This is a genomic window from Hydrogeniiclostridium mannosilyticum (genome assembly GCF_003268275.1).
Classification (GTDB): domain Bacteria; phylum Bacillota; class Clostridia; order Oscillospirales; family Acutalibacteraceae; genus Hydrogeniiclostridium; species Hydrogeniiclostridium mannosilyticum.
Genome location: NZ_QLYR01000001.1, coordinates 870,987 through 895,935, shown reverse-complemented (window position 1 = coordinate 895,935; position 24,949 = coordinate 870,987). Strand labels below are relative to the sequence as shown.

At 52.8% G+C, this 24,949-nt stretch carries 22 protein-coding genes, 1 pseudogene and 2 riboswitches; of the genes and pseudogenes, 8 read left to right on the top strand and 15 right to left on the bottom strand.

Going from position 1 to position 24,949, the window contains the following annotated elements; genetic code table 11:
* Positions 1 to 218 precede the first annotated feature (218 nt).
* The gene (locus DPQ25_RS04195; protein WP_112331886.1) at positions 219 to 1,004 is read left to right on the top strand and encodes a DeoR/GlpR family DNA-binding transcription regulator; all 786 of its coding nucleotides are present in this window, start codon (positions 219 to 221) and stop codon (positions 1,002 to 1,004) included.
* A 170-nt stretch (positions 1,005 to 1,174) separates the two neighbouring features.
* Positions 1,175 to 2,095 carry a class II fructose-bisphosphate aldolase gene (locus tag DPQ25_RS04185; RefSeq protein ID WP_112331884.1) on the top strand — a complete coding sequence of 307 codons (921 nt, stop codon included), beginning with the start codon at positions 1,175 to 1,177 and terminating at the stop codon, positions 2,093 to 2,095.
* Between the two features lie 594 nt (positions 2,096 to 2,689).
* Here DPQ25_RS04185 and DPQ25_RS04175 read toward each other — a convergent pair.
* The 7 genes from DPQ25_RS04175 to DPQ25_RS04145 all read right to left on the bottom strand — a co-directional run bounded on the left by DPQ25_RS04175 (position 2,690) and on the right by DPQ25_RS04145 (position 8,468).
* The gene (locus DPQ25_RS04175; protein ID WP_112331882.1) at positions 2,690 to 4,354 is read right to left on the bottom strand and encodes a recombinase family protein; all 1,665 of its coding nucleotides are present in this window, start codon (positions 4,352 to 4,354) and stop codon (positions 2,690 to 2,692) included.
* Complete coding sequence (locus tag DPQ25_RS04170) at positions 4,341 to 4,586, bottom strand: helix-turn-helix domain-containing protein (protein ID WP_112331881.1); 246 nt, start codon at positions 4,584 to 4,586, stop codon at positions 4,341 to 4,343. The genes DPQ25_RS04175 and DPQ25_RS04170 overlap by 14 nt, the downstream gene beginning before the upstream one ends.
* Before the next feature lie 88 nt (positions 4,587 to 4,674).
* The gene (locus DPQ25_RS04165) at positions 4,675 to 4,872 is read right to left on the bottom strand and encodes a hypothetical protein (RefSeq protein WP_112331880.1); all 198 of its coding nucleotides are present in this window, start codon (positions 4,870 to 4,872) and stop codon (positions 4,675 to 4,677) included.
* Positions 4,856 to 5,842: a MobV family relaxase gene (gene mobV / locus DPQ25_RS04160; protein WP_112331879.1), complete on the bottom strand. Its 987-nt coding sequence runs from the start codon at positions 5,840 to 5,842 to the stop codon at positions 4,856 to 4,858. Before mobV ends, DPQ25_RS04165 begins: the two co-directional genes overlap by 17 nt.
* A gap of 2 nt (positions 5,843 to 5,844) precedes the next feature.
* The gene (locus tag DPQ25_RS04155; RefSeq protein WP_112331878.1) at positions 5,845 to 6,063 is read right to left on the bottom strand and encodes an LLM class flavin-dependent oxidoreductase; all 219 of its coding nucleotides are present in this window, start codon (positions 6,061 to 6,063) and stop codon (positions 5,845 to 5,847) included.
* Positions 6,064 to 6,502: 439 nt separating this feature from the next.
* On the bottom strand, positions 6,503 to 7,870 hold the full coding sequence (locus tag DPQ25_RS04150; protein ID WP_112331877.1) for a DNA primase family protein: 1,368 nt from the start codon (positions 7,868 to 7,870) through the stop codon (positions 6,503 to 6,505).
* On the bottom strand, positions 7,848 to 8,468 hold the full coding sequence (locus DPQ25_RS04145; protein ID WP_112331876.1) for a CHC2 zinc finger domain-containing protein: 621 nt from the start codon (positions 8,466 to 8,468) through the stop codon (positions 7,848 to 7,850). The genes DPQ25_RS04150 and DPQ25_RS04145 overlap by 23 nt, the downstream gene beginning before the upstream one ends.
* 233 nt (positions 8,469 to 8,701) lie before the next feature.
* Here DPQ25_RS04145 and DPQ25_RS04140 point away from each other — a divergent pair, with 233 nt between their 5' ends.
* Both DPQ25_RS04140 and DPQ25_RS04135 read left to right on the top strand, forming a co-directional pair.
* Positions 8,702 to 9,541, top strand: a complete 840-nt coding sequence (locus tag DPQ25_RS04140; protein WP_112331875.1) for a helix-turn-helix domain-containing protein — start codon at positions 8,702 to 8,704, stop codon at positions 9,539 to 9,541.
* Positions 9,522 to 10,184, top strand: a complete 663-nt coding sequence (locus DPQ25_RS04135) for a sigma-70 family RNA polymerase sigma factor (RefSeq protein WP_112331874.1) — start codon at positions 9,522 to 9,524, stop codon at positions 10,182 to 10,184. The genes DPQ25_RS04140 and DPQ25_RS04135 overlap by 20 nt, the downstream gene beginning before the upstream one ends.
* Positions 10,185 to 10,638: 454 nt before the next feature.
* Here the strand turns inward: DPQ25_RS04135 and DPQ25_RS04125 are convergent, their stop codons facing one another.
* Complete coding sequence (locus DPQ25_RS04125) at positions 10,639 to 11,148, bottom strand: nucleoside/nucleotide kinase family protein (protein ID WP_112331872.1); 510 nt, start codon at positions 11,146 to 11,148, stop codon at positions 10,639 to 10,641.
* A gap of 2 nt (positions 11,149 to 11,150) precedes the next feature.
* Entirely contained in the window at positions 11,151 to 11,891 is a 741-nt protein-coding gene (locus DPQ25_RS04120) for a hypothetical protein (protein WP_146740521.1), read from the bottom strand.
* A gap of 91 nt (positions 11,892 to 11,982) precedes the next feature.
* Between DPQ25_RS04120 and DPQ25_RS15005 the strand changes: the two are divergent.
* A pseudogene (locus tag DPQ25_RS15005) lies at positions 11,983 to 12,234 on the top strand (GyrI-like domain-containing protein); the annotation flags it as partial.
* 42 nt (positions 12,235 to 12,276) lie between these two features.
* Here DPQ25_RS15005 and DPQ25_RS15290 read toward each other — a convergent pair.
* From DPQ25_RS15290 to DPQ25_RS04080, 6 genes are all read right to left on the bottom strand, one after another.
* The gene (locus DPQ25_RS15290; RefSeq protein WP_407928141.1) at positions 12,277 to 12,870 is read right to left on the bottom strand and encodes a helix-turn-helix transcriptional regulator; all 594 of its coding nucleotides are present in this window, start codon (positions 12,868 to 12,870) and stop codon (positions 12,277 to 12,279) included.
* A gap of 4 nt (positions 12,871 to 12,874) precedes the next feature.
* The gene (rlmD, locus tag DPQ25_RS04100; protein WP_242978214.1) at positions 12,875 to 14,419 is read right to left on the bottom strand and encodes a 23S rRNA (uracil(1939)-C(5))-methyltransferase RlmD; all 1,545 of its coding nucleotides are present in this window, start codon (positions 14,417 to 14,419) and stop codon (positions 12,875 to 12,877) included.
* Between the two features lie 141 nt (positions 14,420 to 14,560).
* Positions 14,561 to 15,928, bottom strand: a complete 1,368-nt coding sequence (locus DPQ25_RS04095; RefSeq protein ID WP_112331869.1) for an alanine/glycine:cation symporter family protein — start codon at positions 15,926 to 15,928, stop codon at positions 14,561 to 14,563.
* 159 nt (positions 15,929 to 16,087) lie between these two features.
* A riboswitch (glycine riboswitch) is annotated at positions 16,088 to 16,180 on the bottom strand.
* Position 16,181: 1 nt separating this feature from the next.
* Positions 16,182 to 16,263, bottom strand: a riboswitch (glycine riboswitch).
* 302 nt (positions 16,264 to 16,565) lie between these two features.
* A complete protein-coding gene (gene spoIIID, locus DPQ25_RS04090) occupies positions 16,566 to 16,820 on the bottom strand; it encodes a sporulation transcriptional regulator SpoIIID (protein ID WP_112331868.1) in 255 nt (84 codons plus the stop codon).
* 188 nt (positions 16,821 to 17,008) lie between these two features.
* Positions 17,009 to 18,130: a glycosyltransferase gene (locus DPQ25_RS04085; RefSeq protein ID WP_112331867.1), complete on the bottom strand. Its 1,122-nt coding sequence runs from the start codon at positions 18,128 to 18,130 to the stop codon at positions 17,009 to 17,011.
* A complete protein-coding gene (locus tag DPQ25_RS04080; protein WP_112331866.1) occupies positions 18,123 to 19,355 on the bottom strand; it encodes a glycosyltransferase family 4 protein in 1,233 nt (410 codons plus the stop codon). The genes DPQ25_RS04085 and DPQ25_RS04080 overlap by 8 nt, the downstream gene beginning before the upstream one ends.
* 278 nt (positions 19,356 to 19,633) lie before the next feature.
* Between DPQ25_RS04080 and DPQ25_RS04070 the strand changes: the two genes are divergently transcribed.
* Genes DPQ25_RS04070 through DPQ25_RS04060 form a run of 3 tightly spaced genes read left to right on the top strand, consistent with a single transcriptional unit; the run spans position 19,634 to position 24,921 of the window.
* Positions 19,634 to 21,091: an oligosaccharide flippase family protein gene (locus DPQ25_RS04070; protein WP_112331864.1), complete on the top strand. Its 1,458-nt coding sequence runs from the start codon at positions 19,634 to 19,636 to the stop codon at positions 21,089 to 21,091.
* Between the two features lie 16 nt (positions 21,092 to 21,107).
* Positions 21,108 to 22,643 carry an O-antigen ligase family protein gene (locus tag DPQ25_RS04065; protein ID WP_112331863.1) on the top strand — a complete coding sequence of 512 codons (1,536 nt, stop codon included), beginning with the start codon at positions 21,108 to 21,110 and terminating at the stop codon, positions 22,641 to 22,643.
* A gap of 31 nt (positions 22,644 to 22,674) precedes the next feature.
* A complete protein-coding gene (locus DPQ25_RS04060) occupies positions 22,675 to 24,921 on the top strand; it encodes a family 78 glycoside hydrolase catalytic domain (protein ID WP_112331862.1) in 2,247 nt (748 codons plus the stop codon).
* Positions 24,922 to 24,949: the final 28 nt, after the last annotated feature.

Genomic DNA, 24,949 nt, shown 5'->3' with positions numbered 1-24,949 from the left:
TTTCAATATAATGTGTGAATCATTCATTATATTCGGGAAATATCCGACCGAATCCGCCTTTTTGGCGACCGAATGCTTGACAACCGCGCCGTAATAGGATATAACAGAAGAGGCCCGGGCGCGCTGCTTTTGGGGGCCGCCGGCACTTTTGAGCGTTCTGTGCGCCGGGGCTTATAATGCTGTTTTTTAAATAGATGGCTTGAAAAACTATTAGGGAGATGGTCAACGTCGCAAAGCGAAGTGAAAGGGAGGCCCTGCTGCTACAGACGCTTCTCACCGCCAAAACATTGGACACGGCTCAGGCCATGTCTTTGTTAAATGTGTCGGAGTCTACGGCCCGCCGCCTTTTTGCGGAGCTGGAGCAGCAGAATCTGGTTATACGCAAATATGGCGGGATTCAGCTGGCTCAGAATGGGCCCTATGATTACTCCTTTGAACAATCGGAGCAGGCCATGCGGGAGGAGAAGCAGCGCATCGCCCAGCGGGCGCTGGAGCTGATAGAATGCGGGGACATCCTCTTTTTGGATTCCGGCACGACCCTGCAGCAGCTTTGCGCGGCGCTGGCTTGCCGGCTGCGGGACGCGGAACTCGGCAACGTCACAGTTGTGACAAATTCATTGGCGAATTTACAGCTTCTGTCCCCTTATTGCACGGTGATTTTGCTGGGGGGAGAGTACCGTGCCCGGCGCATGGATTTTGCCGGCTTTGCCAGCAATAAATTTATTCAGAACTTTCATTTCAGTAAATGCTTTTTGGGTGCGGACGGCGTGACCCTGGAGGATGGATTTATGGGCACCGATGCCGACACCTCCTCGCTGGTTGAGCTTGCCGTGGCGCGCTCCGGTGACGCTGTGGTGCTGGCGGACTCCAGCAAGCTGGGGAAACGTTCCTTCGTGTGCTATGCCCAGCCGGAGGATATTGGCGCTCTTGTCACCGATTCGGGCGCGGACGCCGCCTTCCTCGACGGGCTTTCAGGTAAGCTTTCCAGGCTTATTGTGGCATAAAGCCGGGCGCCCGGCAAGCGTTTTTTACGGTTCCTTTGGGCCGTATGTCTTGTTTCCCATTGCAGCGGCAGCCAAAATATGATATGCTGTTTTTTAGAGATAAAAAAACATTTTTTACAACTGTAAAATTGTCGTTGAAAATATGAAGTAAGAGAAAGGCTGGAGCAAACATGCTGGTTACCCTGCGCGAAATTTTACCCGACGCAAAAAAGAATCGCTATGCCGTGGGCCTGTTTAACACGGTTGACCTGGAAATGGCCAAGGGCGTGCTGGCCGCGGCGGAAGAGGCGCGATCCCCGGTTATTATCGGTTCCGCCGAGGTGCTGCTGCCCTATACCGGGCTTGAGGAGCTTGCCTCCTTCCTGGTGCCGCTGGCTAAGAAGGCCACGGTGCCGGTCGTGCTGCACCTGGACCATGGGCTCACGGTTGACTGCGTACAAAAGGCCATTGACCTGGGCTTTACCTCCGTGATGTACGACTGCTCTACCAAGAGCTTTCAGGAGAATATCTGGGATGTGAAGACCATGGCCGATTATGCCCACCGCCGCGGCCTTTCCATTGAGGCGGAGCTCGGCCATGTCGGCAGCAACGACGGCGGCGCGGAAAGCGTAGGGGAAAACGATAACAGCATTTATACCGAGCCGGAGGAGGCCCGCGCATTTGCGGAGGCAACCGGTGTGGACGCGCTGGCGGTCGCCATCGGCACGGCGCACGGCGCATACAAGAGCAAGCCCAAGCTGGACTTTAACCGGCTGAAGGAAATAGCTGAAATTGTGGAGACCCCGCTCGTCCTCCACGGCGGCTCCGGCCTTTCCGACCAGGATTTCCGCAGCGCTATCGCAAACGGCATCAGTAAGGTCAATATTTTCACTGACATCAACGCCGCCTACGCCCGTTATTCCCATGACAACTATACCGAAGGCTGCGGGATTACCGACCTGATGCCGGGCATCACAGATGCGGTAAAAGAAGCTACCCTTGAAAAGATGCGGGTGTTCGGTTGCCCGGGCCATGCCGCGGCGTACCGTGAATATGTGGTGCAGGGCGTTGTGCGCAATGTGATGCAGGCGCTGAAAAAGGGCCGCGGATAAACGCGCTTATCCATACATCTTGTCAAGCCTATGCTGTAAGTCAAACAGCTTTCTATTTGCCTAAAAGAATTCGGATATAGCTCTCAGGCTCCGTCAAGGCTTGTAACCTCGTTAGAGGGGCGTTAGCCGCCTTGGCGGAGCCTGGTCTGTCAGATAGGCAGCAGTTAAGCAAAATCGAAAGCGCGTTCTTTTTGCTACACAAAAATACTCCCACATCATTTGGATGTGAGAGTGACCAAAAAATAATTTTTTAATGATCGATTGCTTTTTTTTAATTTGTCCAAATTTTTATGGATTTCTTTACAAAGGCTGTGTGATATATTTTTACTCATACACTGTACTGAAAAGGTTTTATTGCCGGCATGAAAGATTAACCTATCCATACCACGGCGAATCCCCGCATCCTCGCAGGAGAGCAGCTTCCCCAACCCCAGCTTTTCCTTGATATTCGCAATATACAGCGGCGGTACTTTTAATCCGTATTTCTTTAGTACATACTCACGTATTGTTATACGCAGGCTGTTCCTTATCCCTACCGAGTCCCATCTCCTTGGGCGTGATGCCCACGGGGATAAAAGTGCGGGAAGCAGATTCCTAAGATAGCAAAGCAACCGTCTCGACCATTGTTCCATTTTCCAAGGGCAATTCTTTCACTTCTGTCCCATTTACTGGAACAGGGAAGTTGAAGATAATCTTCCTGATCCAGTTGCCATCTGGCTGCTTTTCCGGGAACAACTCGATTCGCTCGATGAAAGCCCGCATAAATTCTTTTCGCTCCACCTCAGAGGCGGCTTCATAGACCTGATCGAATGCCAGCAGCAGGCGATAGATATTATCGCCAGAAATCTTTTCCTGCCGGATGCTCCGTATCTGGCTTTGCACATCATCAATCTGGACTTCAACCTCATCTATTTTACCATATTGCTCGTCATAGCGGCGCTGTAAATCAGAAATTTTTCGGTCATAATAGGGATCACTTACATCTAAGCCATCCATTTGACGTTCCAAACGCGCCTTTGTGCCCAAAGTCTGCCGTAGTTGCATCTGTAACGTCTCCAACTGTTTTTCTAAATCCTTTGTATCGACAGCAGAGCCAATTTTCTCTTTGATTGCATCTGCAAACCGCGGATCATTGACCATTGCGGAGATAATTGCCGCCACCATACGGTTCATTTCAGTCTGCTCAATGTTCAGCCGGAAAGTACACTCATGACCAGTCGGTGTAACTGTGTTTTTGCAGTAATAGTAATAACGGGTCTTTTTGTCCTTGCTGTGGGCTTTCGCAATATTCCCGTACAGGCTTTTGCCGCAGCAGGGGCATTTCAGAATGCCGGACAGGATATGTGCGTGGGTAGGGTCATTTACTTTCTCACGCCGGTAAGCGTTGACTTTGCTTTTCTCCTGTGCAAGATTCCAATCTTCTTCAGAAATAATAGCCTCGTGCTGACCTTCATACACGGGAAACTCCGATTGCTCAACCACATGCATCTCATTCCGTGTGCCGATCTTCTTCTCTGTCCGGCGTCTGCCATAGGCGATTTTTCCCATATATACCGGATTATCAATGATACTTTTCACAAAGCTGGCAGAAAAACCGGGAATTGTGCCGTTCTGCCGCAGCTTCTTCACAAATCCCTGCCGGTTCAAATATTTCGCCACGCCGCTGACACCATCGTTCGTGTGAATATAGCGGTCAAAGATAGTGCGGATGACATCCACTTCATCTTCAGCAATCAGCAGTTTTCCATTTTCAAGCCGGTATCCATAAGGGGCAAAACCGCCGTTCCATTTTCCTTCGCGGGCTTTCTGCTCCCGTCCGGCCATCGTCTGCGTCCGAATATTCTCACGCTCAATCTCTGCCACCGCAGAGAGAACAGAAATCATCAGCTTGCCGGAATCTTTGGAACTGTCAATGCCATCTTCCACACAGATCAGATTGACGCCAAAATCCTGCATCAGCTGTAAAGAGTTCAGCACATCGGCGGCATTCCTGCCGAACCGGGACAACTTGAACACCAACACATATTCCACGCCGTCTTTGCAATCCTGAATATCTTGCAGCATCTGCTGAAATTCATGTCTGCCTTGAATATTCTTACCGGAAAAGCCTTCGTCAGAATATTCACCCGCCACTACCATGTCTTCATATTCAGCGTATTTCCGCAGTTTATCGCGCTGAGCGTCCAGACTGTATCCGTCCACCTGCATGGAAGTAGATACCCGTGTGTAAAGATAGCATTTTGTTTTAGTTTTCTTCATGCAGGCCGCCCCTTTCTTCCATCTCCAAACATTCATCCGTTCCCTTTTTCTTCGCCAGACCTTCGTTCTGAATATAGTACTCCAACAAACGAAGCACATATTCCGGCGCATGGCGATGATCCAGTTCCCACTCTGTTACTGTCCGATAGGGAATCTGAAAATATTTACAAAATTCCTTGCGGTTCATGCCAGTGCTTTCCCGCAGTTCTTTTATTTTGGCTTTGCAGTCCATTTCATTTACCCCATAAAGCAAAAATACACGTTGCGTACTTATTATAGCATGTGCTATATAAATACGCAACGTGTAAATTCAATTTATATCAAGCGGCTTTGTCAAATTCCTGATACACAGGAATGGGTTGCTTCCCTGATACCGCAAAACGTGTGCAGTCATCTTTCACAGTCTCCTGCATCTGCCCCAACAGCTGCGGCCCGTACTTCTGCAACAGCCGCGCCATTACATCAACGCAGCGGTCAAATGCCGCATCATATTTCGGATCATCATAAACTTTGCTCAATAGGCCGCTCCTTTCCTCTATGGCTGCTCTGCGCATAGATGTTCAAAACTTCTGCCGGTATCTGCTCCAAAATCGCCACAGCACTGTCATAGTCGCGCCGTAGCTTGAAATCTTCGATCTGCTTTAAGGTGCTGACCTTCCGTGCCGATGCAAGGGATTCTTCCAGTTCGGCATTTTTCGTTTTCAACCTTTTATTTTCGGATGCTGTTTTCGTGAAGGCTACGCCATATTTCCGCAGCAGCGTGTCCATCTTCTCCACGCTGGGAAGATAGGTGTCCAGAATCTTGCAGATTTCCTCCGCCCGACTTTTGGCGTTGAAGGGATTGATTCCGGTGAGCAGATCCTCCAGTTTATCCTTCTGTTTGGTCAGTCTGGTCATCTCCTTGAACACGCGGGGCGGGATATGGTCGCGCCCGGTCAGGCTGGCGCTCTCGCCGCGCTCCAAATCCGGAAACTTCTTGACCATGTGTTTCCAAAACTCATCCTGCCACCAGGTCAGCTTCTTTTTGTTGCCCATAATATCTTTGGCGCTGAGCCTGCCGTCCTCAGTCAGCGGGACAAAACAAAGGTGCATATGGGGCGTTTTCTCGTCCATATGCACCACGGCGGATATAATTGTCTCTTTGGATTGATGCTGTTCCAGAAAGTGCAGGGCTTCCTCAAAAAATGTCCGAATCTCCGTCCGCTTCTTTCCCTTGAAAAACTCCGGGCTGGCGGTGAACAAAGCCTCCACCATACGGATACTGTCTTTCCGGGTACGGCATCCGGCGGAGGCAATCTGCCGCTCTGATTCCGCCCGGTATTTGCCGGGCGGTTTGACCAGATGGAAGTTGTACTTGCTTCGGCTGGTGTCCACATCAGGATTGCTGGCGTACTTTTCCTTTGTACGCTCGTTATGGGCCTCGATATTGCCGATTTCAGGTCCCTTGTATTTTGCAAATCGCATAATCGCGTACTGTGCTTTCTCCATGCTCAATCCCTCCGTTTCTGCCAGACAATGTCATATCCCAGCACGTCAGCCAGTTCTACAGCCTCCCGATACCGCAGTGATTCCCGCTGCAATTTGCCGGAAAGATTGGATACGCTGTCACTCCAGCCATATTCGTCATGCAGAAGGTCAACGACTTCTTGCATGGTGTAACCGGCGCGGATGATCTGCGCCTTGATTTCGTTTCGGATACTTGATTTCATAATAATCCTCCAAATTTTCTTGCCCATAAAAAGAACCGGCTGCGCTGGACAGCGTACCGGCTTTATGGAATGATAAAATTGTTATAGTTGCTGTTTTGCTATAGAAATAGTTCCCTGTGTATCGTTGTTTAACGGCGGAATATTCGACTTCGCGGAAATGCGAGGCTTTTCATCATTCGGGCTGTATTGTCACGAAACGGTGCAATCTGTATGCCATTTCGTGAGCCGCTATTCTGCGAAGTGTGTGCAGATAATAGAGAAATATTTCGCCGCATTGTGATTGCTTCAAAATATGCCTATAAAATCACCGCGTTTCCTGTTTCGGTTTGGTTGTCCCCAAAGTGGTCACGACCACTTTGTCGAGCCAAAGTGTTTTTGCAATATATGAGATAATAGGGTTAATCGCTGCGTACATACGTACCGGCGACCGGAGTAGGCATCACTCCCGCCAGTCTTCCGGTACGTACGTACACTGTGAAGCGTCCGTAAACTCGTTTATATGGGGCCTCGCCACTGCCTCAATGCCCATGAAGCCCCACACCCGGCGTCCTGCCGAATTGGTGATCGTGTTGCAGTGTTCCAGATTGTACTTGCCGCAGGCTGCCACCAGCGCATCGCTGAAACTGCGGCGTTTAAGTGCAGTCAGACTGTTTTCTTCGCACCACATCCGGTAAATGTCGTAGCAATCCTTTGAACTGATAGACGCATCGGCTTTCAGCCGGATATAGCCCTCGGATTCCAGAAAATCGAACACATTGTTATTGTCACGCTTGATGGCCTCCCGGTTCTCTCTGGTGCGCTGGCTCTCGGTGAACTTGAAGCTGTTGGCGACCAGCCGCTGCAATCCCGCAAAGGCCCAGAGGAAGATGCCCTCAATCTCCGCTTTCATCTTTTCAGCCAAGTCGGGATCGTCCACACGGTCAGCAGGTTTTTCTTTGGTGGTCAGCACCAGCTGCCGCCGGTAAAAGCCGTCACTGCGGTCAAAGAGTGCCTGCAAGTCGCCGTTGCTGAACGCCAGCAGCCGGGCACACATCCAGCCCTGATAACTCTGTTTGCCCTTGCGCTCCAAATCCATCTTACCCTGTGCGGTGACGATGGATTTGACGTAGTTGGTCTGGCGTAGGGCCTCCATCCGCATATCGTCATCCACACACAAGAGAATATGCTCCAGGTCAGCACGAGCAAAACGGTTCTCGGAAATTTTGCCGATGCTGCCGTCCTTCATGCTACTGCCGAACAGGGCGGACAGCACCGCACCGATCTGGCTCTTACCCTCGCCGCCGCTGCCCTTAATCACCATCATCCGCTGACCCTTATTACTGGGAATCAGGCAGTAACCGATATATTCCTGCAAGATGGGGATGTCCTCCGGGTAGAGCAGTCCATCCAGAAATTGCAGCCAGAGGACAGGCTTAGCAGCATTGGGGTTGTAGGTCACGGGAAAGCGGTTGCGGACAATTTTTGGCTTTCCCTCCACAAAGATCCCGTCCAAAAAGAGTGTCCCGTTGGAAAGATGAATCCGATCTGGCTCCGGGGGAAAATCCTCCGCCAGCGCCGCCAGCTTCATCAGCTCCACAATGTTGCTGATTTTGCGGGGGATATTGCTGACCGCACAGCATTTCAGCTCCTCAAAAATTTCTCCACGCAGCGGCAGTTCATCGGTCACACGGCCTTCAGGCGTGAAAAAAGCCCCGTTTGTGTAGATGATTTTGTGTCTGCCGAGAAAATCATCACAAAACAGGGCTTCGTTGATACTTTTTCCATCGAACCAGACAGGCATCCCGTCAGGCTGCTTGTTTTTCTTCATGGGTAACTTCCTCCTTTTTCAATTTCTCCAATCGTTCCTCCAAACCGGCGATCAGGCCATCTTTGTTCAGCATTTCTACGATTTTTACCCGCTGTTCCAGCTCGGCGGCAATGAGCAAATCTGCCAGATACTCCACATAGTCCAGCATCTGGCAGGTTTCCACAAACCGGTCATCCAGAACATCTTCCGGTGTCTTGGGTGTGTACTGCACCTTCCAGCTTTCCAGAAGATGCAGATAATCGCACAATACCCGCAGGCAGCGCACCTCCTCCTGACGGTATGCTCTCAGCAGGGGGCGTTCCCGTTTGGGCAGGGCCATCGCTGCTGGTGGCTTGTCCGGGTCGATGCCGAAGTCATAGGCCAGCTTCTTTACGGCCTCGTAGCTACTCAGACCAAACAGCCGCGCCACAAAGTCGATCACATCGCCGGTGACCCCGCAGCCAAAACAGTAAAAGTACCGCTCGTTCAGCTTCATGCTGGGATGCCGGTCAACGTGGAAGGGGCAACAGATCATATCGCCCCGGTTAACCTTGCATCCGTAGTGTTCAGCGGCCTGCTTCACAGTGACAGCAGATTTTACAGTTTCAAACAAATTCATAGGCTATTCCCTCCATAATTTATTGACGGTATCTGCCCGTCTGCCTGAATATACGGGGAAAAAGCCTGTAGACCGAAAAATCCGCTAAAAGTGCAAGAAATGGAAAAATGCCGCCCTGAAATCTTGCAAAAATGCAAGACCTCAGAGCGGCGAAGCCAGCGGAAAGCATTTGCCCGCGCTGGTTTTATAAGGTATAATGGATAAAAAGGATTTTCAGAAAAGAGGTGCGTCACATGGAGGGAGCCTATCTTCCCGGCAATGTCCGGCAGCGGATGCAGGAGCTTATGAAGGAACATAAGATTACCCAGGCACAGTTGGCGACCCGCATCGGCAGCACCGAGAGCGCCATCAGCCGGTTTGTAAGCGGCAAAACCGATAAAATCAGCACAGAACATTTGCTCCGCATTGCAAAAGTGTTTGAAGTCTCCACAGATTTCCTGTTAGGGGAAGTCAACACGCCCGACCGGACAAATTTTGATATTGAAGAACTGGGTCTGTCTGTGCAGGCGGCGCGGAATCTGTACACTGGAAAAGCCAATGCGGAGATCGTCAACCGCCTTTTGGAAAGCCCTCGCTTTGCAGAAGTCACCTACATGATCGAGCAATATTTTGACGATACGCTGGCCGCCGGTTTTGCTGGTCAGAACCAGATGCTTACTACTCTCAGCGCGATGCTGCACCGGAATGTGAAGACGGATGCCGCTGTGCAGGCGGCCAGAGCTGTCAACCGACAGAAAGTCCCTGTATATCAGGCTGACCTGACGATGATACAGAACTCATTTATGGCAGCGCTGCGGGAAGTGAAAAAAGAGATCGGCAACGATTTTACGGCGGTGCAGTCTTTGACCAAGGGCGTCACGCAGCAGATGTTCACCGAGTTGACAAAAGGCCAAGATATCCAGGCACCAACCATCACGCCGGAAATGATTTCCGCCGCCGTTACCCAGAGCGCGGCGGGGATGGATGGCGTGCAAAAGGAAGCATTGGACAAGTTTGGTCAGGCATTGACGGAATTTCTTCAATCTACCTTAGACCACGCGCAGGAGAAACAAAATGCCGACCCTGAGCAATGAGCGGCTGTGCAAGCTGGCGCAGGCAGGGGATACGGATGCCCGTGACATTTTGCTGGAAAACAATCTGGGCTTTATCCGAAAAATTGCTTTAGAACAATACCGAAGCATGGGACTGGATGAAAATGATATTGGAATTGATGTAGATGATTTGGTGCAGGAGGGAAGTATCGGCCTGCTGAACGCAATCCCTTTATTTGACGCAGGACGCAGCATGAAATTCCTGACCTATGCGGCACCAGCAATCCGCAACGCCATGACGGACTGCATCCGCGCCGCCTTCGCGCAGTTTGAGCAACGGATGGTGGATCAGAAAGACGGCCCCGGCTTCCAGAGAGTATATCTGGATGACGTTCTATCCGATGATGAACGGATGCTGCGGATCGAAGCCATAGCTGACCCTCACGCCCAAACGCCGGAGCAAATCTATATCCAAAAAGAGCAGCTGATAGAATTGTATGCGGCACTGGACAAGCTGACTGCCAGAGAGCAGACCTATCTGCTGTACCGCTATGGCTTTACCGATGGAATCGAGCACCCGCTGATCGGCGCGGCGCTCCATTTCCATCTCAGCGAGAGCCGGACAAAGAAGGTGGAGGGCGAGGCGATGGACAGCTTACGCGGGAAGCTACCGTGGTGGTTCTGATACGATAGTAAGCAGCGGCTGACGGGGGCTTTGTTATACCTTTGTTTCGCAGATGACACGGCTGGCAGACAGTGCATATCCGCCCCGCTTACCAGCCTTTTTCTGTCGCTTATGCTGTCCGCAAGTGGCAACCTTTCCCGCCAGAACGCCGCAACTGTAGCCACACGTTCCGGGGCGTGCTACAATTCCGGCTGCCATCTGCTCCACAAAGGTATAACACACTAGACTTTCCAAGGGAAGTCGTGTGCCAACAGGGATGCTGCTCGCCCCTATTGGAAACCCAGAGCCAAGGGGTTGCACCCCTCTGGACACCCCTGTTTTCGTCACCTGTGTATATACAAATCTGCTCCGGCTTGTATATTTCACAGCTTCCGAAAACACAAAAATCCCACAGACTTCATCCTATGATGGGGATGAAATCTGCGGGATTTTACGTTCTTTGTGCAAGAACAGTTCATCTGAAAAATAACTCAATTATTTTTTGGGAAACTTGTCCTGGCGACATGAATGTTGTATCTATTGTAGGATACTCCAACTCATCATAAAAATTGAAAGTATTTTTCATTCCTCGCTCTATGCGTTCATTATCTCGGTTGTCTTTGATAGAACGCTTTTTGTTTTCTTCATATTCACACTTCAATATAACAATGTGTTCAGCAAAGACTATTCCTTCATCCCTTAGTCTGCGAATTACTTCATCATAAATTGGCTTTCTTTCTCCATGAAAACCATAGGGAAAAATTACTGTTTCGATGTCATCGCATGATAGATAGTTTTTGAATAGGCAAAAGATATTGTCTGTTACAGTTTTCTTAGTAGCTTCAGTAAATTGAAAGGGGTTGATGGCTCTACACCAATCTGCGTCAACGTATGCACTATTAGGCAACATTTGCAATAATGAATTTGACGTTGTAGTCTTACCAACTCCATTTGCTCCAACAATGGTAATCAATCTTTTGGTCATACTTATAGTTCCTTTCCCATGAACCGAGAAGGCATCTTACCATAGTTTACGATTCGGATTGCCTCGACGATTTCGTTCTTGCGGCTTTCGGCATCAGGTAGATCACACACAATATCATTGAGATCATACGGACCGTTTCGGAAATGTCCGACTGATGCTCCATGAAACTCACCGTCAATCAGTAGGTATTGCAGAGGCTCGTGGTCATATTCAAGCCCTTCGGTAAGTTGCTTTGCCATTTCCTTCAGAACGTGCTCGTGAGCTTTATAGATAAAGTCATTGCGGTGAATAGCATAAACGAAGCTCATAACCTTAGGCTCGTAATTTTCGAGCAGCTCGGCATCACTCTTTAGCATATAACCTGAGTCTGATATTATCAATATGCCTTCAGTAACCAGCTCACCGACTGCCAATTTGATTTCTTTTTCAGGAATCTTGTAGAACGACTTTGCCATCGCTGTGTCAAACCACACGATTCTATATGCAAATCGCTGCAGCACGATTTTGAGTGCTTCCAGTCTGGTATATTTATTCGGATCTACTTCCGGGAACATCTCTGCGAACTTATACCAGCCGCGATCCCATTCGCCATCATACTGATCCTCATAAATGAGAAACGCTTCCTGCATGCGATGAAGAATCGGTGTGATCTGCTTTACAAGCATACCGGTTTCTTCCTTGATCTGCTGAATATTAAAAGGACCGGCTTTTTCGATGAGTTCAAGGATCTGTAGCTGCTCCATTTACAGCAGTTTGGGGCGGTAGAGAGCTTATACTACAGGATCCTGAAGGCAATGAGTTGCTGTTTTTATAAGAGTTGTGGAGGCATTTGATATGGCATTTGATTATAAAAAAGAATACAAAACGGATTTTTCAAAGGTGGAGTTCTTGTCATATGCTGAAGGAGAATGCGTACAGTGTATGCATATCGGTTCCTATGATGATGAGCCGGCAACGATTACATCTATGCACGATTACGCAAGGCGGAATGGCTATGAGCTTGATATTACTGATGACAGATATCATCACGAGATATATCTTTCTGATCCGAGAAAATGTGATGTAGCTAAGCTCAAGACGGTTGTTAGACACCCAATAAAGAAATTAGAGGTAATGCATATGGTTGATTCAAGATGCGGATTGTACTGCACCGGATGTGAATATAAGGAGACTTGCGGTTGCGGTGGTTGTATAGAAACAAATGGGCACCCGTTCCACGGTGAATGCCCAGATATCCCTTGTGAGTTTCTGATGCAGTATTCCTGCGATCCTGAACATGGCGATACTCCTCAGGGAGCCAGAATCGAGCAGTGCAAGCGTTGGTATGCCGAGTCGAAAGGAAAGAATTAAAATGGATGCTAAAATAAGGTCAATTACCATATTATCAGCCAGTCTGATTGCAGAGCTTCCGCCAATCTTCTGCGCGAGCTTTTCTGCAGAGGCAGAATTGGAAACACTATCAAGCGATTTTAAGCCCGTAAATATAGCCGCAAGTTCTTGCTCGGTAAACACGGTGGTATCAAGAGAAAAGCCATCCATTATTGATATACCGCCATTGACACCTTGAGTAGTAACAATAGGGATACCGGCCTTACAGATGTCCTCAATATCACGATTGATGGTGCGACGAGATACCTCGAATTTTTCAGCGAGGTAAGGAGCTGTAACGGTTTTTTTCTGTTGTAAGGTTGTGATTATCCCAATCAGACGGTCTATTTTCATATCATCATATCATCCCAAAATATTTTAATGCCTCTGTAATTGCCGCTTCCTTTTCTGGTGGGCATTGCGGTTGTCTGGCATTCTCAGACTTCGGCTTATTGTAGTTCTCACGTTCGATAATACCGTGTTTCTGCTTAACTTGTGCGATATAGAGGGACGATACTTTCAATCCGGTCTTCTCCAACACACGCTCTTTTATCTGACCGTATGTAGCATCGTTCTGAAAGCCGGACATATCCATATCTTCCAGAGAAAACTCCACTCGAACCTTCTTCGAGTCGATTTCTCCCTTGGAAAGCAATACAACCGTCTCCACATGGTTGGTATGTGGGAACATGTCAACGGGCTGAATAGCCTGTACCCGGTAGCCCTTCTGAACCAGAAAGCCGATGTCCCGGGCCTGGGTTTCCGGGTTGCAGGAGATATACACCACCCGCTGCGGCGCCAGCGCCGCCACAGCGCTCAGAAAGGTGCGGCTGCTGCCGGCGCGGGGCGGGTCCATAAACAGTACGTCCAGCTTTTCGCCCGCCTCCTGCATCTGCCGCATAAATTCGCCCGCGTCGCCCTGGTAAAATTCGGCGTTGCCAATGTGGTTGCGCCTGGCATTGGCGGCGGCATCCCGCACGGCGTCCCGGTTTATCTCTACCCCAATGACCCGCCTTGCCCGGCGGCTGGCGATTAAACCGATGGTTCCGATGCCGCAGTAAGCATCCAGTACGCGCTCTTTTCCCGACAGCCCAGCCAGGTCGATGGCCTTTTGATAGAGGACCTCCGTCTGCACGGGATTGATCTGGTAAAAAGAGCTCGCCGAAATTCGGAATACACAGCCGCAGAGGGTGTCCTCAATATATCCCGGGCCGTACAGCACCTTTTCTACCGGCCCCAGCACCATGCTGGTCGAACTGCTGTTGATGTTCATCAGAATAGTGGTGATCTCCGGGTGCCGTTCCCGCAGTGCCGCGACAAAATGATTCTTGGAGGGGAATAGCGGTGTCCCGGTAACAAGCGTTACCATGATCTGCCCGCTTTGAAAACCGCGCTTGACCAGCACATGCCGCAGAAAGCCCCGGCCGCTGTCCTCGTTATAGGGTAGCAGCTTAAAGGAGGGCAGCAGCCCGCGAATGGTGCCGATGATTTCATCGGCCTTCCGGTCCTCTGTCATACAGCTTTCCACCGCCACCACATGGTGCGTACTGGCCTGGTATACGCCGGAGATCACCCGCTTGTCCCGCGTCAGCGCAAAAGCGGCCTGTACCTTATTGCGGTAGTAATAGGGGTTCTCCATGCCCAAAATGGGGGCTACGGTGTGGTATTTGCCGAGCAGCTTCTGCGTTTCCGCCTGTTTCCAGCTCAGCTGGCGCTCATAGCTCATGTTCTGAAGCTGGCAGCCGCCGCATTTCCGGTAGAGCGGGCAGGGCTTGGGGTTTCGCCCGTCCGCCTGCCCGCGGGGCTCCTGTTTTTCCGGCGCAGGTTTTCCGCTCTTTTTTTGTTTATCCCCAGGCTGCTGAGTGCCTTTTGACTGTTTTCTGGTCAATGCAATATCCCTCAATCCATGCTCCCGCCGTGAATAAGGCGGGGTTCTTTCCTGTATTGTACCATTGCCGGCCCGGATTGTACAGCCCCGCCCGTTTCCTTTTCCGGTCCTAGCTGAAAAAGCCTCCCGCCTTTTTGGCCGGGAGGCTGAAATGTATTATTTCCGGCTGCTGCCAGGCAGGCCGTCCGTGCGGTCCTTTGCGAGCTTTACCACCAGCCCGCTGAGAGCCAGCAGGCCCAACAGGTTGGGAATGACCATCAGGCCGTTGAACAGGTCGGATAAATTCCAGACCAGATCCACCTGCTGGGCGGATCCGACGATGACGAAAAGGACGACCAGCAGCGCGTAAACCTTGATGGCCTTCTTGCCGAATAAAGCTTTTACGTTGCTCTGGCCGAAGAAATACCAGCCGATAATGGTTGAAAAGGCGAAAAACAAAATGCAGACGGCGATAAATACGTCCCCGGCATAGCCAAAGGAGGCGTGAAATGCCGCCTGCGCCAGCTCCGTGCCGGTTTTGCCCGAGGAGAGCGCGCCGGACGAGAGAATAACCAGCGCCGTCAGGGTGAGAATGACGAAGGTGTCGATAAAGACGCCCATCATAGCCATGACGCCTTGGTCCCGCGGCCTTTCAACCTTGGCAATGGCATGCGCGTGCGGGGTGGAGCCCATGCCTGCTTCGTTGGAAAACAGGCCGCGCGCCACGCCGAAGCGCATGGCCTTTTGTACCGTAATGCCCGCAACGCCGCCCGCGACCGACTGCGGCGCGAATGCCATGACAAAAATCTGGCGGAACGCCTCGCCCACTGCGGCGTAGTTCATGCATAAAATGACTGCGCAGCCAACGATATAGATCAACGCCATAAAGGGGACGATTTTTTCTGTGACCCAGGCAATGCGCTTGACGCCGCCCAGAAAAATGAACCCGGCTACAACCGCAACGGCGATGCCGGCGGCAACAGCCGGAATGCCGAATGCGCTTTCCATGGCAACGCCGATGGAATTGGATTGCACCATGTTACCCATAAAGCCGAGGGCCAGTATGACCGCGATAGAGAAGAATACCGCCAGAAAGCGGCCGAGCCGGCCCCGGAATGCGGCGCGGATATAATAGATCGGGCCGCCGGTGACCTCGCCGTCGAGAGTGGTCTTATACTTTTGAGCCAGCACCGCCTCGCCGAAGATGGTCGCCATGCCAAAAAAGGCGCTGACCCACATCCAGAAAATCGCCCCCGGCCCGCCGGAGACAATCGCGGTCGCCGCGCCCGCGATGTTCCCCGTGCCTACCTGTGCCGCGACAGCGGTGGTGAGGGCCTGAAAGGAGCTCATCCCCTCAGCCCCGGCTTTTTTCCCGTTGAGCCTGAGGCCGCCGAACAGGCGGCGGAAGCCCTCGCCGAATTTACGGACCTGAATGAATTTCAGGCGGACGGTAAAATAGATTCCGGTTCCGCAAAGCAGGAAGAGCAGGATATAATCCCACAATACCTTATTCACTGCGTTGACGGTATTTAATATACTATCCATGCTTCTACAGTCTCCTTCTGTTGCAACGACAGCTCAGAACAAACCGGCGGGCGGGACGCAAACAAAAAGCCAAACGGCTTCTCACAGACCGTTTGGCTCCAAAAAACACCTCGCAGAAGCGCCTGTGTACAAGCCACAGGCATGCGGCACAAGGCCGGCGTTTTTCACTCTGTCCTTTTGCCTGAGAGATTAGCGCGTCTCCGCGTCTTACACCTTCGGCCCCCGTAAACGGGATTCTCCAGAGCCACATCCGTTTATAGTCCCCGTCCGCTGCCGGACACCTGAGAGTTTTACTCCTTCGGTAAGCATTGCTGCTGTTTTCCTAAAAACTTCATCTGTCGTTATTCTATTATTTTTATCATAATATATTTTGCAAAAAATGACAATAGCTGCGCCCGGAAAAGAAACAGGGACATTATTTTTATTTTCAGCCGGCGTACGGCGAAGCCATTCGCGCGGTGCGCTTTCATGCCTCAAATACGAAAAGCCGGAAGCAGGGACCCTTGCGCTTGCAAGGCCTCTGCTTCCGGCTTGCGCTGGTTTTCTGTATATTCCGGCTGTTAAGGCTTCAAGGGGCGGCAAGGCTTTTAACGTGCCGGGCTGGCGAGAGAAAAGCGCAGCGGGCTTTTTGTACGCCTTATTCCTCGTTTTTCTGATATTTCAGCTTGGTGGCAATTCCGCCGCGGATATGCCGCTGCGCCTTATTCTCGTCCAGGATGGCTTTTACCTTTTGGTACAGCTGGGGGTCCACATATTTTAGGCGCTGGGCCACGTCTTTATGTACAGTGCTTTTGCTGATGCCGAATTTCTTAGCGGTCTTGCGCACGGTCGCTTCATGCTCAACGATATATTCTCCTAGCTCAATGGCGCGCTCTTCCACAATACCTTTCAAAAAGTCTCCCTCCTGTTTGCGCCCGCCGCTTTATCATGGCGTGGGTGTTCATTACGGTTTATTTATATGAGGGAAAATTTTGGAATATGAGGGCTTTCAGCGGTTGAATTTGAGAAAAACACACCGGCGGGGGTGAAAAAAGCCGCCCTTTGTAAAGGGCGGCCCGGCAAGCAGAAGAATTTTTTATTTTAGGGGGATAAATGGGCCTTAAAAAGCTGCTCATAGGCTGAGACCGTGCGGGCCAGGTCGAAGCCGCGGGCGCGCTCCACCGCTCGGGCGGCGAGCAGCGGGCGGCGGTCAGGGTTGCATGCGTCCAGCATGCGGGCGGCCAGACGCCCGGCATCGCCGGTAGGGACGAGAAATCCGTCGAGCCCGTCCCGGATAATATTTTCAGGCCCGCCGGAGCGGGTGGCGACAGCGGGCAGGCCGCACGCCATGGCCTCGGCAACCACCAGGCCGAAGCCCTCATAATCTGAGGGCAGCACAAAAACATCGCAGCCGCGCATGACCTCCTCAATCCGCTCCACCGTTCCCAGAAAGGAAACGGCGGCGCCGAGCCCGAGCTCACGGGCGGCTTGCTCCAATTCCGCCCGCAGCGGGCCGTCACCGGCAACGGCCAGCGTGGCCTGTGGGATTTTGTCCCGCACCAATCGAAAGGCCTGCAGCGCCAGCCGGTGGTTTTTGTGCGGGTAGAGGCTGCCCGCGCAGAGGAACCGCGGCCCGGAAAGCGCCTTGCCTGCAAGGGCCTTGTCCGCGGGGAAAGGGGAGGCGGGGTGGAAACGGCTGAGGTCCACCCCGTTGTCGATCTGCGGGATCTGCGCCTCCGGCAGGCCGTAGCGCCGGGCGATGCTCTCCCGTACCTCGCCGGATATGGCGGCTGGAATCAGCCGGCCCCTGCGGTAATACCGGGCGAGGATTTTTTGGTATGCCGGCGGCATTTCCTTTTCAGCCAGGGTGTGGACCGTGTGCACGCAACAGCGGACCCCGCGGTGATTGGCTACCGGCATGGCATAAACGGCTGTGTATAGGTTGCTGTGGACAACGTCCGGCCGCTCAGCCTTGAACAGCCGGTTGAGTTTAATCAATACTGAGGGGTCGAGGCCGTCTTTTTTATTGAGAAACAGGCAGCGAACCGGCTGCCGCCGGATGAGATCCAGATACATCGGGGCGCTTCTTTCCTCGCCGAAAAAAGAGACTAGCAGCACCTCAAAGCGGGCAGGGTCTAAGCAGCGGCAGAGGTCCAGCACAAAGTGCTCGGCCCCGCCGGCCCCCAGGGAGGGAATCAGCTCAATAACCTTGATTTTAGGCATGTCTCCGTTCCTCCTTGTCCTGTGGTTCGTGTGGGGAGGGCGCCATCAGCTTGAGAAGGCTTTGGATATTCCGGTCGTAGTCAAAATCTGCCTGAACGCGCGCAAGGCCCTTTTCCGCGGTTTTGCGGTAGAGCACGCCATCCTCCGCCATGCGGCGGATGGCGTCCGCCAGCGCGCGGGGGTCCTGCTGGGGAATGAGCAGGCCCGCCCCGTCCCGCAGCAGCTCCGGTATGCCGCCGGTGGCGGTGGCGAGCACGGGGATGCCGCAGGCCATCGCTTCCATCAGGCTGACGGGGATTCCCTCATGCTCACTGTCGGAGAGCTCCAGGCTTGGGAGCAGCACCAGGTCGACCTCCCCGCGGCGGTAGGCGTCCAGGAGCTCCCGGTTCGGCACATGCCCTGCCAGCTGAACCGTTTCGGTCAGGCCGTAGCGGCGGATTTGCGCATCGATTTCCGCGCGCAGTTCACCGTCCCCGGCGAAAATACAGGTAAATGCCGTGAACCCCTGCTCCAGCAGCAGGCGGAAAGCCTCCAGCACAAAGCGATGCCCCTTGACCGCTACCAGGTTGGCGGGCATACACAGCCGCAGCGGCCTGTCCGGCGGACGCACATGAATCCGGGGCGAGGCCTCCGGGTGGATTCCCATGTGAACGACATGGATTTTTTCAGCCAGGGCCTGCGGGGCAAGCCCGCGTAAATGCGCCGCGCCGCGTTGGTCTATTGTGCGGATAAAGGCCGCCGTCCGAAACTTTGGCCCCAGGGCGTTATGCTCATAGATGTCCCAGCGGTGCCCGGTCGCCCCCCAGGGGATCCCGGTCAGCCGCGAGGCGATATAGGCGACGCTGGCGGTAGTGGCCAGCCAATGCGCATGGATAAAGCCGGCGGGCTCCTGCTGCAAATGGGCGGCGGTTGCCAGCGCCTTGGGGAAAAAGTAGAGGTTTTTCAGGGCCTTTTTAAGGCCGCCCGCCCTGAAAAGCATCGGCGCGCATGCGGTTATGGAGCGCAGCGGGTGGCGCAGAAAAAATTTTACCGCCAGGCCTAAACAGGCGCCCCCCAAGGCACGGCAGTGCCAGACCCTGTAACCGGGCGTCTGCAGCGCGTCCTCCGGGCGGATGGGAATGACCTCCACACTGTGGCCCTGACGCTGTACCGCGTCAATTTCATGCAGAATAAACGTCTCCGCCGTCCCGTAAGGAACGACCGTGGTAATATAGCAAATGTGCAAGAGAGCGCCCCCAATCGCAGCTTTTTACAAAATATCAACTACTGTTACGGCAATAGTATACCATGCGCCGCGCAATAAAATCAACTTGCTGAGGCTTGCCGCCCCTGTTTCCGGCGGAGGATGTATGAGGTTTACAAAATTTGGGGATTATGGTATGGTATATATATTTTAAAAAGTAAATTGTTTCATCCTGCTTTTGCACGGCCCCGGCGGCCCGGTGCTCCAGTGGCCAAGCAAGAGGCTGGATATTATGGAATTTGCGCTGAAAGGTGGAAAATATGCGGTCAATTAAAATCAATGCCATTTTAAAAATGCTGCTGAATATATTCAATATTTTTGTTCCCCTGGCGGTAGGGCCGTATATATCGAGCTTTTTTGACAAAGACCTTTACAACGAGTTTTACGCGGCGCAGGCTTTGGTCAGCGTTTTGCTGCCGTTTGCGGGCTTCGGCATTTACAGCTACGGCATGCGTTACGTCAGCCGGGTGCGCGAGGATCCCAAGCAGGCGTCCAAGCTGTTTACGACCCTGTTCAGCATCAGCTGTGTGACCAATATTTCTATTCTGATCATCTTTGTTGTATACTCCTTTTTAATGGAGCAGGGAAGCCTGGACATATATCTTGCCTACAGCATTTACCTGTTTGCCGGCGTTTTTATTACGGAGTGGATGAACGAGGCGTACGAGCGCTACGGCTTCATTATGCTGAAGACCATCATCGTCCGTTTATGCTATATTGTAGCCATTTTTACCCTGGTGAAAAAACCGGACGACGTGTTCTTATACACAATGATTGCTTCCCTTGCGGAACTGCTCAATAATATATCCAGCTTTATCTTCGTTAAAAAACGGGTAAAATTCAATTTTGAGGGAATCAACTGGGCTTACATCAAGCCCATTATAAAAGCCTTATTTTTCCTGGTGCTGATCTCCAATGCGCATATGCTTTTCGTTCAGCTGGATAAAATGTTTCTCCGTACGTTTGGAAGAAATGAAATGACGGATTACACGATGCCCCAGACCTTAGTGGACACCCTGGTAAACGTTGTCAACGGCCTGGTTCTGGTTACTATTCCGCGCCTGTCCTACTATTTCAGCCAAAAGGATGAAAAGAATTATCTCAACCTCTACAAGAAGGCCTCGCAAACCTACTTTATGTTGATTTATCCGGTAGCAGTAGGCATTGCTGTAACTTCAAATTTAATTATGGATTTATATGGGCACGGGCGTTTTCCGGGAACAATACCGGTTCTCGCCTTATTTGGGCTGCGCATGTTTGAAATCAGCGCCAGTACGGTTATGACCAACCAGGTCATTTATATTTATGGCAGGGAAAAAGTGATTACCTATTTCCTAATTGCCGGCGGCGTGATAAACTTAATTTTAAATTCAGCCTTGGTGCTGCTGGATTGGCTGACGCCGTTCGCGCTGGTCCTTACTACAATTCTGGCAGAAATACCGGTAGTCCTTCTGGAATGGCGCTTTGTAAAACGACTAAACCCCCAGATTAAATTGTTTCAAAAATGCACCGTTAAATATTTCGTTTTGTCCGTGTGCTTTTTTCCTATCTCCTATGCCGTCTCCCTGTTGCAGCTGGGGGTCATCAAGGGCGGCTTCCTGACCATTGGCGCCTGCGTGGTGTTCTACGGCGGCGCGCTTTTAATTACAAAGGATGAGATGGCCATGGAGTATGTAAACGGGGTAATGGGAAAGCTCCGGCTGCGCAAAGCAAAATGATGCGAGGAATGAAACCATGGAAAATCAATCGCGCTCGTTTGTACAAGGCTTAAAAAAACTGCTTCTGACGCCCGCTAATGTAGCGCTTGCGTTGGTCACGCTCCAGGTTTTGCAGGCAGCGGAGCCCTTTTACCAGTTTTTTGTCAAGCTTAATTTCCTGGTGCTTGCCTGGGGCGGGCTCTGCTTTTTGTACGATTTAGTTACCCGGAGGACGGCGCTGAGAACGCGCTACACGCTGCTTTTTTTGCTCTACCTAGTACTGTATGCCGCCGGCATGTTTTTGAACCGGGAAAACAACCTGGTGGGCAATTTTAAAATATTTGCTTATGCGGGGCTGTACCTTTTTGTTTTTTACCCGGGCGGGGGGCGGACGGAGCAGGAGCGCACCGGGGAGCTGCTGCGCTACAACGGCGCTGTTTTAATCCTCAGCTTTCTGTTTTCTATCGCCAGCCTGGGGATGTTTTTCCTGCAAATCGGCTATGTTACGCCGGAGGGCATCCTGCAGGGGTTTCAAAGCCCGGTCCTGTGGGGAATTTACCGGAACCCCAACACCGGCGGCATGATTGCGGTGCTGTCGGTTATTATGGTATTTTTGGACGGGACGCTTCGCCGCAGGCGCAGGGGAAGGCTCCCCCGCGTGCTGGTTGTTTTTTATGTGTGCAGCCTGCTTGTCCAGTACATGTATTTGCTGCTGTGTAATTCGCGGGGGTCGCTGGTGTCTGGGCTGGCAGTTCTGTTCTTCGCGGGAGCTTACCGGTTTTATTTTTATTTCAGGAAAAAATTCCGCCGGGCCGCCTGTCCGGCGCTATGCTTGGCCTTGTGCCTGGCGGCCTGCGTGACCGTGGGGGCCTATGCGGGCGGCAGCCTCGTCAAGCATGGCCTTTCCTATATCCCGGTGGCGGTTGAGGAGCTGAAGGCCGGCGGGGAGGAAGCCCCCGCCTCCGAGGCCCCCTCGGAACAGCCGGAGACGGCCCCGCAGCAGGAAGCGGAGGATTCTTCAGCGGAAGCCTCCAGCAAGCCGGAGGAAACCCATGTGACGGTGGACCGTGAGAAAGAGGACGGGGATGTCTCTACGGGCCGTTTCTTGATTTGGGAGGCCGGGCTGAAGGCCCTGGAGGAGAAGCCCCTCCTGGGCTGGGGAGCCGATAATATCGGCATTGCCAAGCAAGCCGCCTATCCGGAACTGGCGGATTCCAAGCATATAACGACCACCAATATGCACAACGGCTTTTTGCAGATTCTGGTTGCAAACGGGATTTTGGGCTTTTTGCCCTTTTTCATCGCCTTTATCCTGCTGTGGAAGGATGTCGCCGCCGGTCTGTTCCTGCGCCGAAAGGGCGATACGGCTTATTTGTTGATGGCTGTGGCAGCCGGGGTGGTGGTCGTGTGCTCCATGGTGGAGAATTTTATTCTGCTGAATCTGTCGGTAATGAGCGTAACGCTGTGGTTTTACCTCGGCCAGCTTGCCGCCGTCCGGGCAGAGGATCAGCCCGGGCCCGGTTTTTTATCCGTGCTTCACCCTTTTTCCAGGCATGGGAAAAAGGTAAAATAAGCAGAACCGCAAAATAGAGGAGGAGCTTTTAATGGGGTTTTTTGAACAGGCGGCACAGCCGGTGTGGCTTTCGGGCTTTGAAGGAGAGGATCTCTACGCAGATTTTCGGCAGGTATTTGAACTGGAAGAATTGCCGGAGCATTCTGCACAGCTGATGATTTCCGCTGAATGTGAGTACGCGCTGTGGGTTAACGGGCGGTTCGCCGCCTGCGGCCAATTCGACGATTTTCCCAGTCATAAAATCTACGACAGGCTGGATCTGCGGCCCTATGTGCACAAGGGCCGCAATATTCTGGCGATTACGGCAAACCACCAGGAGGGGCAGAGCTTCCAGTATAAAAAGGACGTCCCCCATATCCGTTATGCGCTTTTTTGCGACGAAAAGGAGATGCTTGCCAGCGGGGGGGAAACGCTGTGCCGCCGCAGCGCCTGTTATGCCAGCGGCGCAAAGGAACGGATAACGCCTCAGCTGGGCTATTCCTTCCGTTACCAGGCAAACCGTGAAGACGGCTGGCGCGGCAGCGGTTATGCGCCCGGCGAAGAATGGCAGCGGGCCTGCCCCGTGGTGCCGGACGCAAAAAACTACGCGCCCCGGCCCATTCAGAAGCTGTCCATTCAGGAGAAGGCGCCTGTAAAGCTGGCGGCCCAGGGAATTTTGTACCGCGAAGAAAATAGGGACGCGACACCGGCCGGGCAGATGCAGCATGATTTTCTCTCCGCGCGGCGTGCGGCCGAATTGTTTACCGATGACGGGACGTTGAGAGAACCGGACGGGGGCCGCGGCGTATACCTGGTCTATGACCTGGGCAAGGAGGACTGCGGTTTCCTCCACCTGGAGCTGGAAGCTGCCGGCGGAGAGGAGATTGATATTGCCTACGGCGAGCATTTGGACGACCTGCGGGTGCGTGCCGCGGTGGGCGGGCGAAATTTTGCCTTCCGCTACACTGCTGCCGCCGGAAAGCAGTCCTTCAGCCATTGGTTTAAGCGGATTGCCGGGCGTTATATTGCCCTGCATATCCCTGCTCCCGGGAAGGCGCTGAAAATACGGTACGCAGGCTTGCTGCCAGCCTGTTACCCGCTGGTGGAACGCGGGGCGTTCAGGAGTGCGGACCGCCTGCTCAACCGTATTTATGAGGTGTCCGCCCAGACGCTTCGCCTGTGTATGCACGAGCATTATGAGGATTGCCCTTGGCGTGAGCAATCGCTTTACGCGATGGATTCCCGCAATCAGATGCTTTTCGGCTATTACGCTTTCGGCGAGTATGATTTCCCGGAGAGCAGCATCCGCCTGCTGTATGAGGGGATGCATGAGGACGGCAACGTCAGCATCTGTGCGCCGACAGACAGCGGCATGGTCATTCCTTCCTTTACCATGTTCTGGGTATTGGAGCTGGAGGAGCTGGTCCGCTTTAGCGGGCGTCTGAATGCGGGCCGCGAGATGCTGGACGGCGTAAAGCGCGTGGTGCGGGGCTACGCCGCCCTTATTGACGGCCGGGCCAACCTGCTGCATACGCCGGACCCGGAACGCTACTGGAATTTTTATGAATGGGCGCCGGGCCTGGACGGCGATGCCTCGCTGAAATCCGATTATGACGCTCCGCTCCATGTAATGTACATACTGGCGCTTCAGGCAGCGGAACGGCTGGCGCATTGGGTGGGGGACGACGGCTTTGCGGCAGAATGCCGGGGGCTGCATGAACGCCTGGCAAAGGGCTTCCATTCGGCATTTTGGTCGCAGGAACGACAGGCCTACCGGACGGCGCTGGGCGGCGCCGGCGAAGCTTGCTACACGGAGATGGTTCAGGCGCTGGCCCTGTGCGCGCGCCTGGTGCCGCAGCAGCAGGAACAGACGCTGCGGGCACTGCTTGCCAGCAGTGGCAGCGGGCTCGTCCCCATGACGCTCAGCCATTCCATTTTTAAATACGACGCACTGATGCAGGAGCCGGAGCGGTATGCCGGCCAGGTCATTGAGACGGTTGCAGAGGTCTGGGGGTCGATGCTTTTCCGGGGGGCAACCAGCTTTTGGGAAACGATCCTGGGCGCCGATGATTTCGATTATGCCGGCAGCCTCTGTCATGGCTGGTCCGCTGTGCCCATCTATCTTTTTGGGCGCTACCTGTTGGGCGTTTATCCGGAGAATCCGGGCTTTGAGGGCTGGCGGCCCGGCTTTGCCCTTGGCGCGCAGGAACGCGCAGAAGGGGTTGTGCCGACACCGCGGGGAAGCATACGGGTGACGGTACAGGAGCAAGGCCTATGCTACGAGGAATGCGCCGGATAAAATAAGGCGGTATAATCCGTTCAGAGCC

Coding starts and splice junctions, on each gene's coding strand:
- DPQ25_RS04195 (WP_112331886.1), top strand. CDS start 219: ATGGTCAACGTCGCAAAGCGAAGTGAAAGGGAGGCCCTGCTGCTACAG.
- DPQ25_RS04185 (WP_112331884.1), top strand. CDS start 1,175: ATGCTGGTTACCCTGCGCGAAATTTTACCCGACGCAAAAAAGAATCGC.
- DPQ25_RS04175 (WP_112331882.1), bottom strand. CDS start 4,354: ATGAAGAAAACTAAAACAAAATGCTATCTTTACACACGGGTATCTACT.
- DPQ25_RS04170 (WP_112331881.1), bottom strand. CDS start 4,586: ATGGACTGCAAAGCCAAAATAAAAGAACTGCGGGAAAGCACTGGCATG.
- mobV (WP_112331879.1), bottom strand. CDS start 5,842: ATGGAGAAAGCACAGTACGCGATTATGCGATTTGCAAAATACAAGGGA.
- DPQ25_RS04155 (WP_112331878.1), bottom strand. CDS start 6,063: ATGAAATCAAGTATCCGAAACGAAATCAAGGCGCAGATCATCCGCGCC.
- DPQ25_RS04150 (WP_112331877.1), bottom strand. CDS start 7,870: ATGAAGAAAAACAAGCAGCCTGACGGGATGCCTGTCTGGTTCGATGGA.
- DPQ25_RS04145 (WP_112331876.1), bottom strand. CDS start 8,468: ATGAATTTGTTTGAAACTGTAAAATCTGCTGTCACTGTGAAGCAGGCC.
- DPQ25_RS04140 (WP_112331875.1), top strand. CDS start 8,702: ATGGAGGGAGCCTATCTTCCCGGCAATGTCCGGCAGCGGATGCAGGAG.
- DPQ25_RS04135 (WP_112331874.1), top strand. CDS start 9,522: ATGCCGACCCTGAGCAATGAGCGGCTGTGCAAGCTGGCGCAGGCAGGG.
- DPQ25_RS04125 (WP_112331872.1), bottom strand. CDS start 11,148: ATGACCAAAAGATTGATTACCATTGTTGGAGCAAATGGAGTTGGTAAG.
- DPQ25_RS04120 (WP_146740521.1), bottom strand. CDS start 11,891: ATGGAGCAGCTACAGATCCTTGAACTCATCGAAAAAGCCGGTCCTTTT.
- DPQ25_RS15290 (WP_407928141.1), bottom strand. CDS start 12,870: ATGAAAATAGACCGTCTGATTGGGATAATCACAACCTTACAACAGAAA.
- DPQ25_RS04095 (WP_112331869.1), bottom strand. CDS start 15,928: ATGGATAGTATATTAAATACCGTCAACGCAGTGAATAAGGTATTGTGG.
- DPQ25_RS04085 (WP_112331867.1), bottom strand. CDS start 18,130: ATGCCTAAAATCAAGGTTATTGAGCTGATTCCCTCCCTGGGGGCCGGC.
- DPQ25_RS04070 (WP_112331864.1), top strand. CDS start 19,634: ATGCGGTCAATTAAAATCAATGCCATTTTAAAAATGCTGCTGAATATA.
- DPQ25_RS04065 (WP_112331863.1), top strand. CDS start 21,108: ATGGAAAATCAATCGCGCTCGTTTGTACAAGGCTTAAAAAAACTGCTT.
- DPQ25_RS04060 (WP_112331862.1), top strand. CDS start 22,675: ATGGGGTTTTTTGAACAGGCGGCACAGCCGGTGTGGCTTTCGGGCTTT.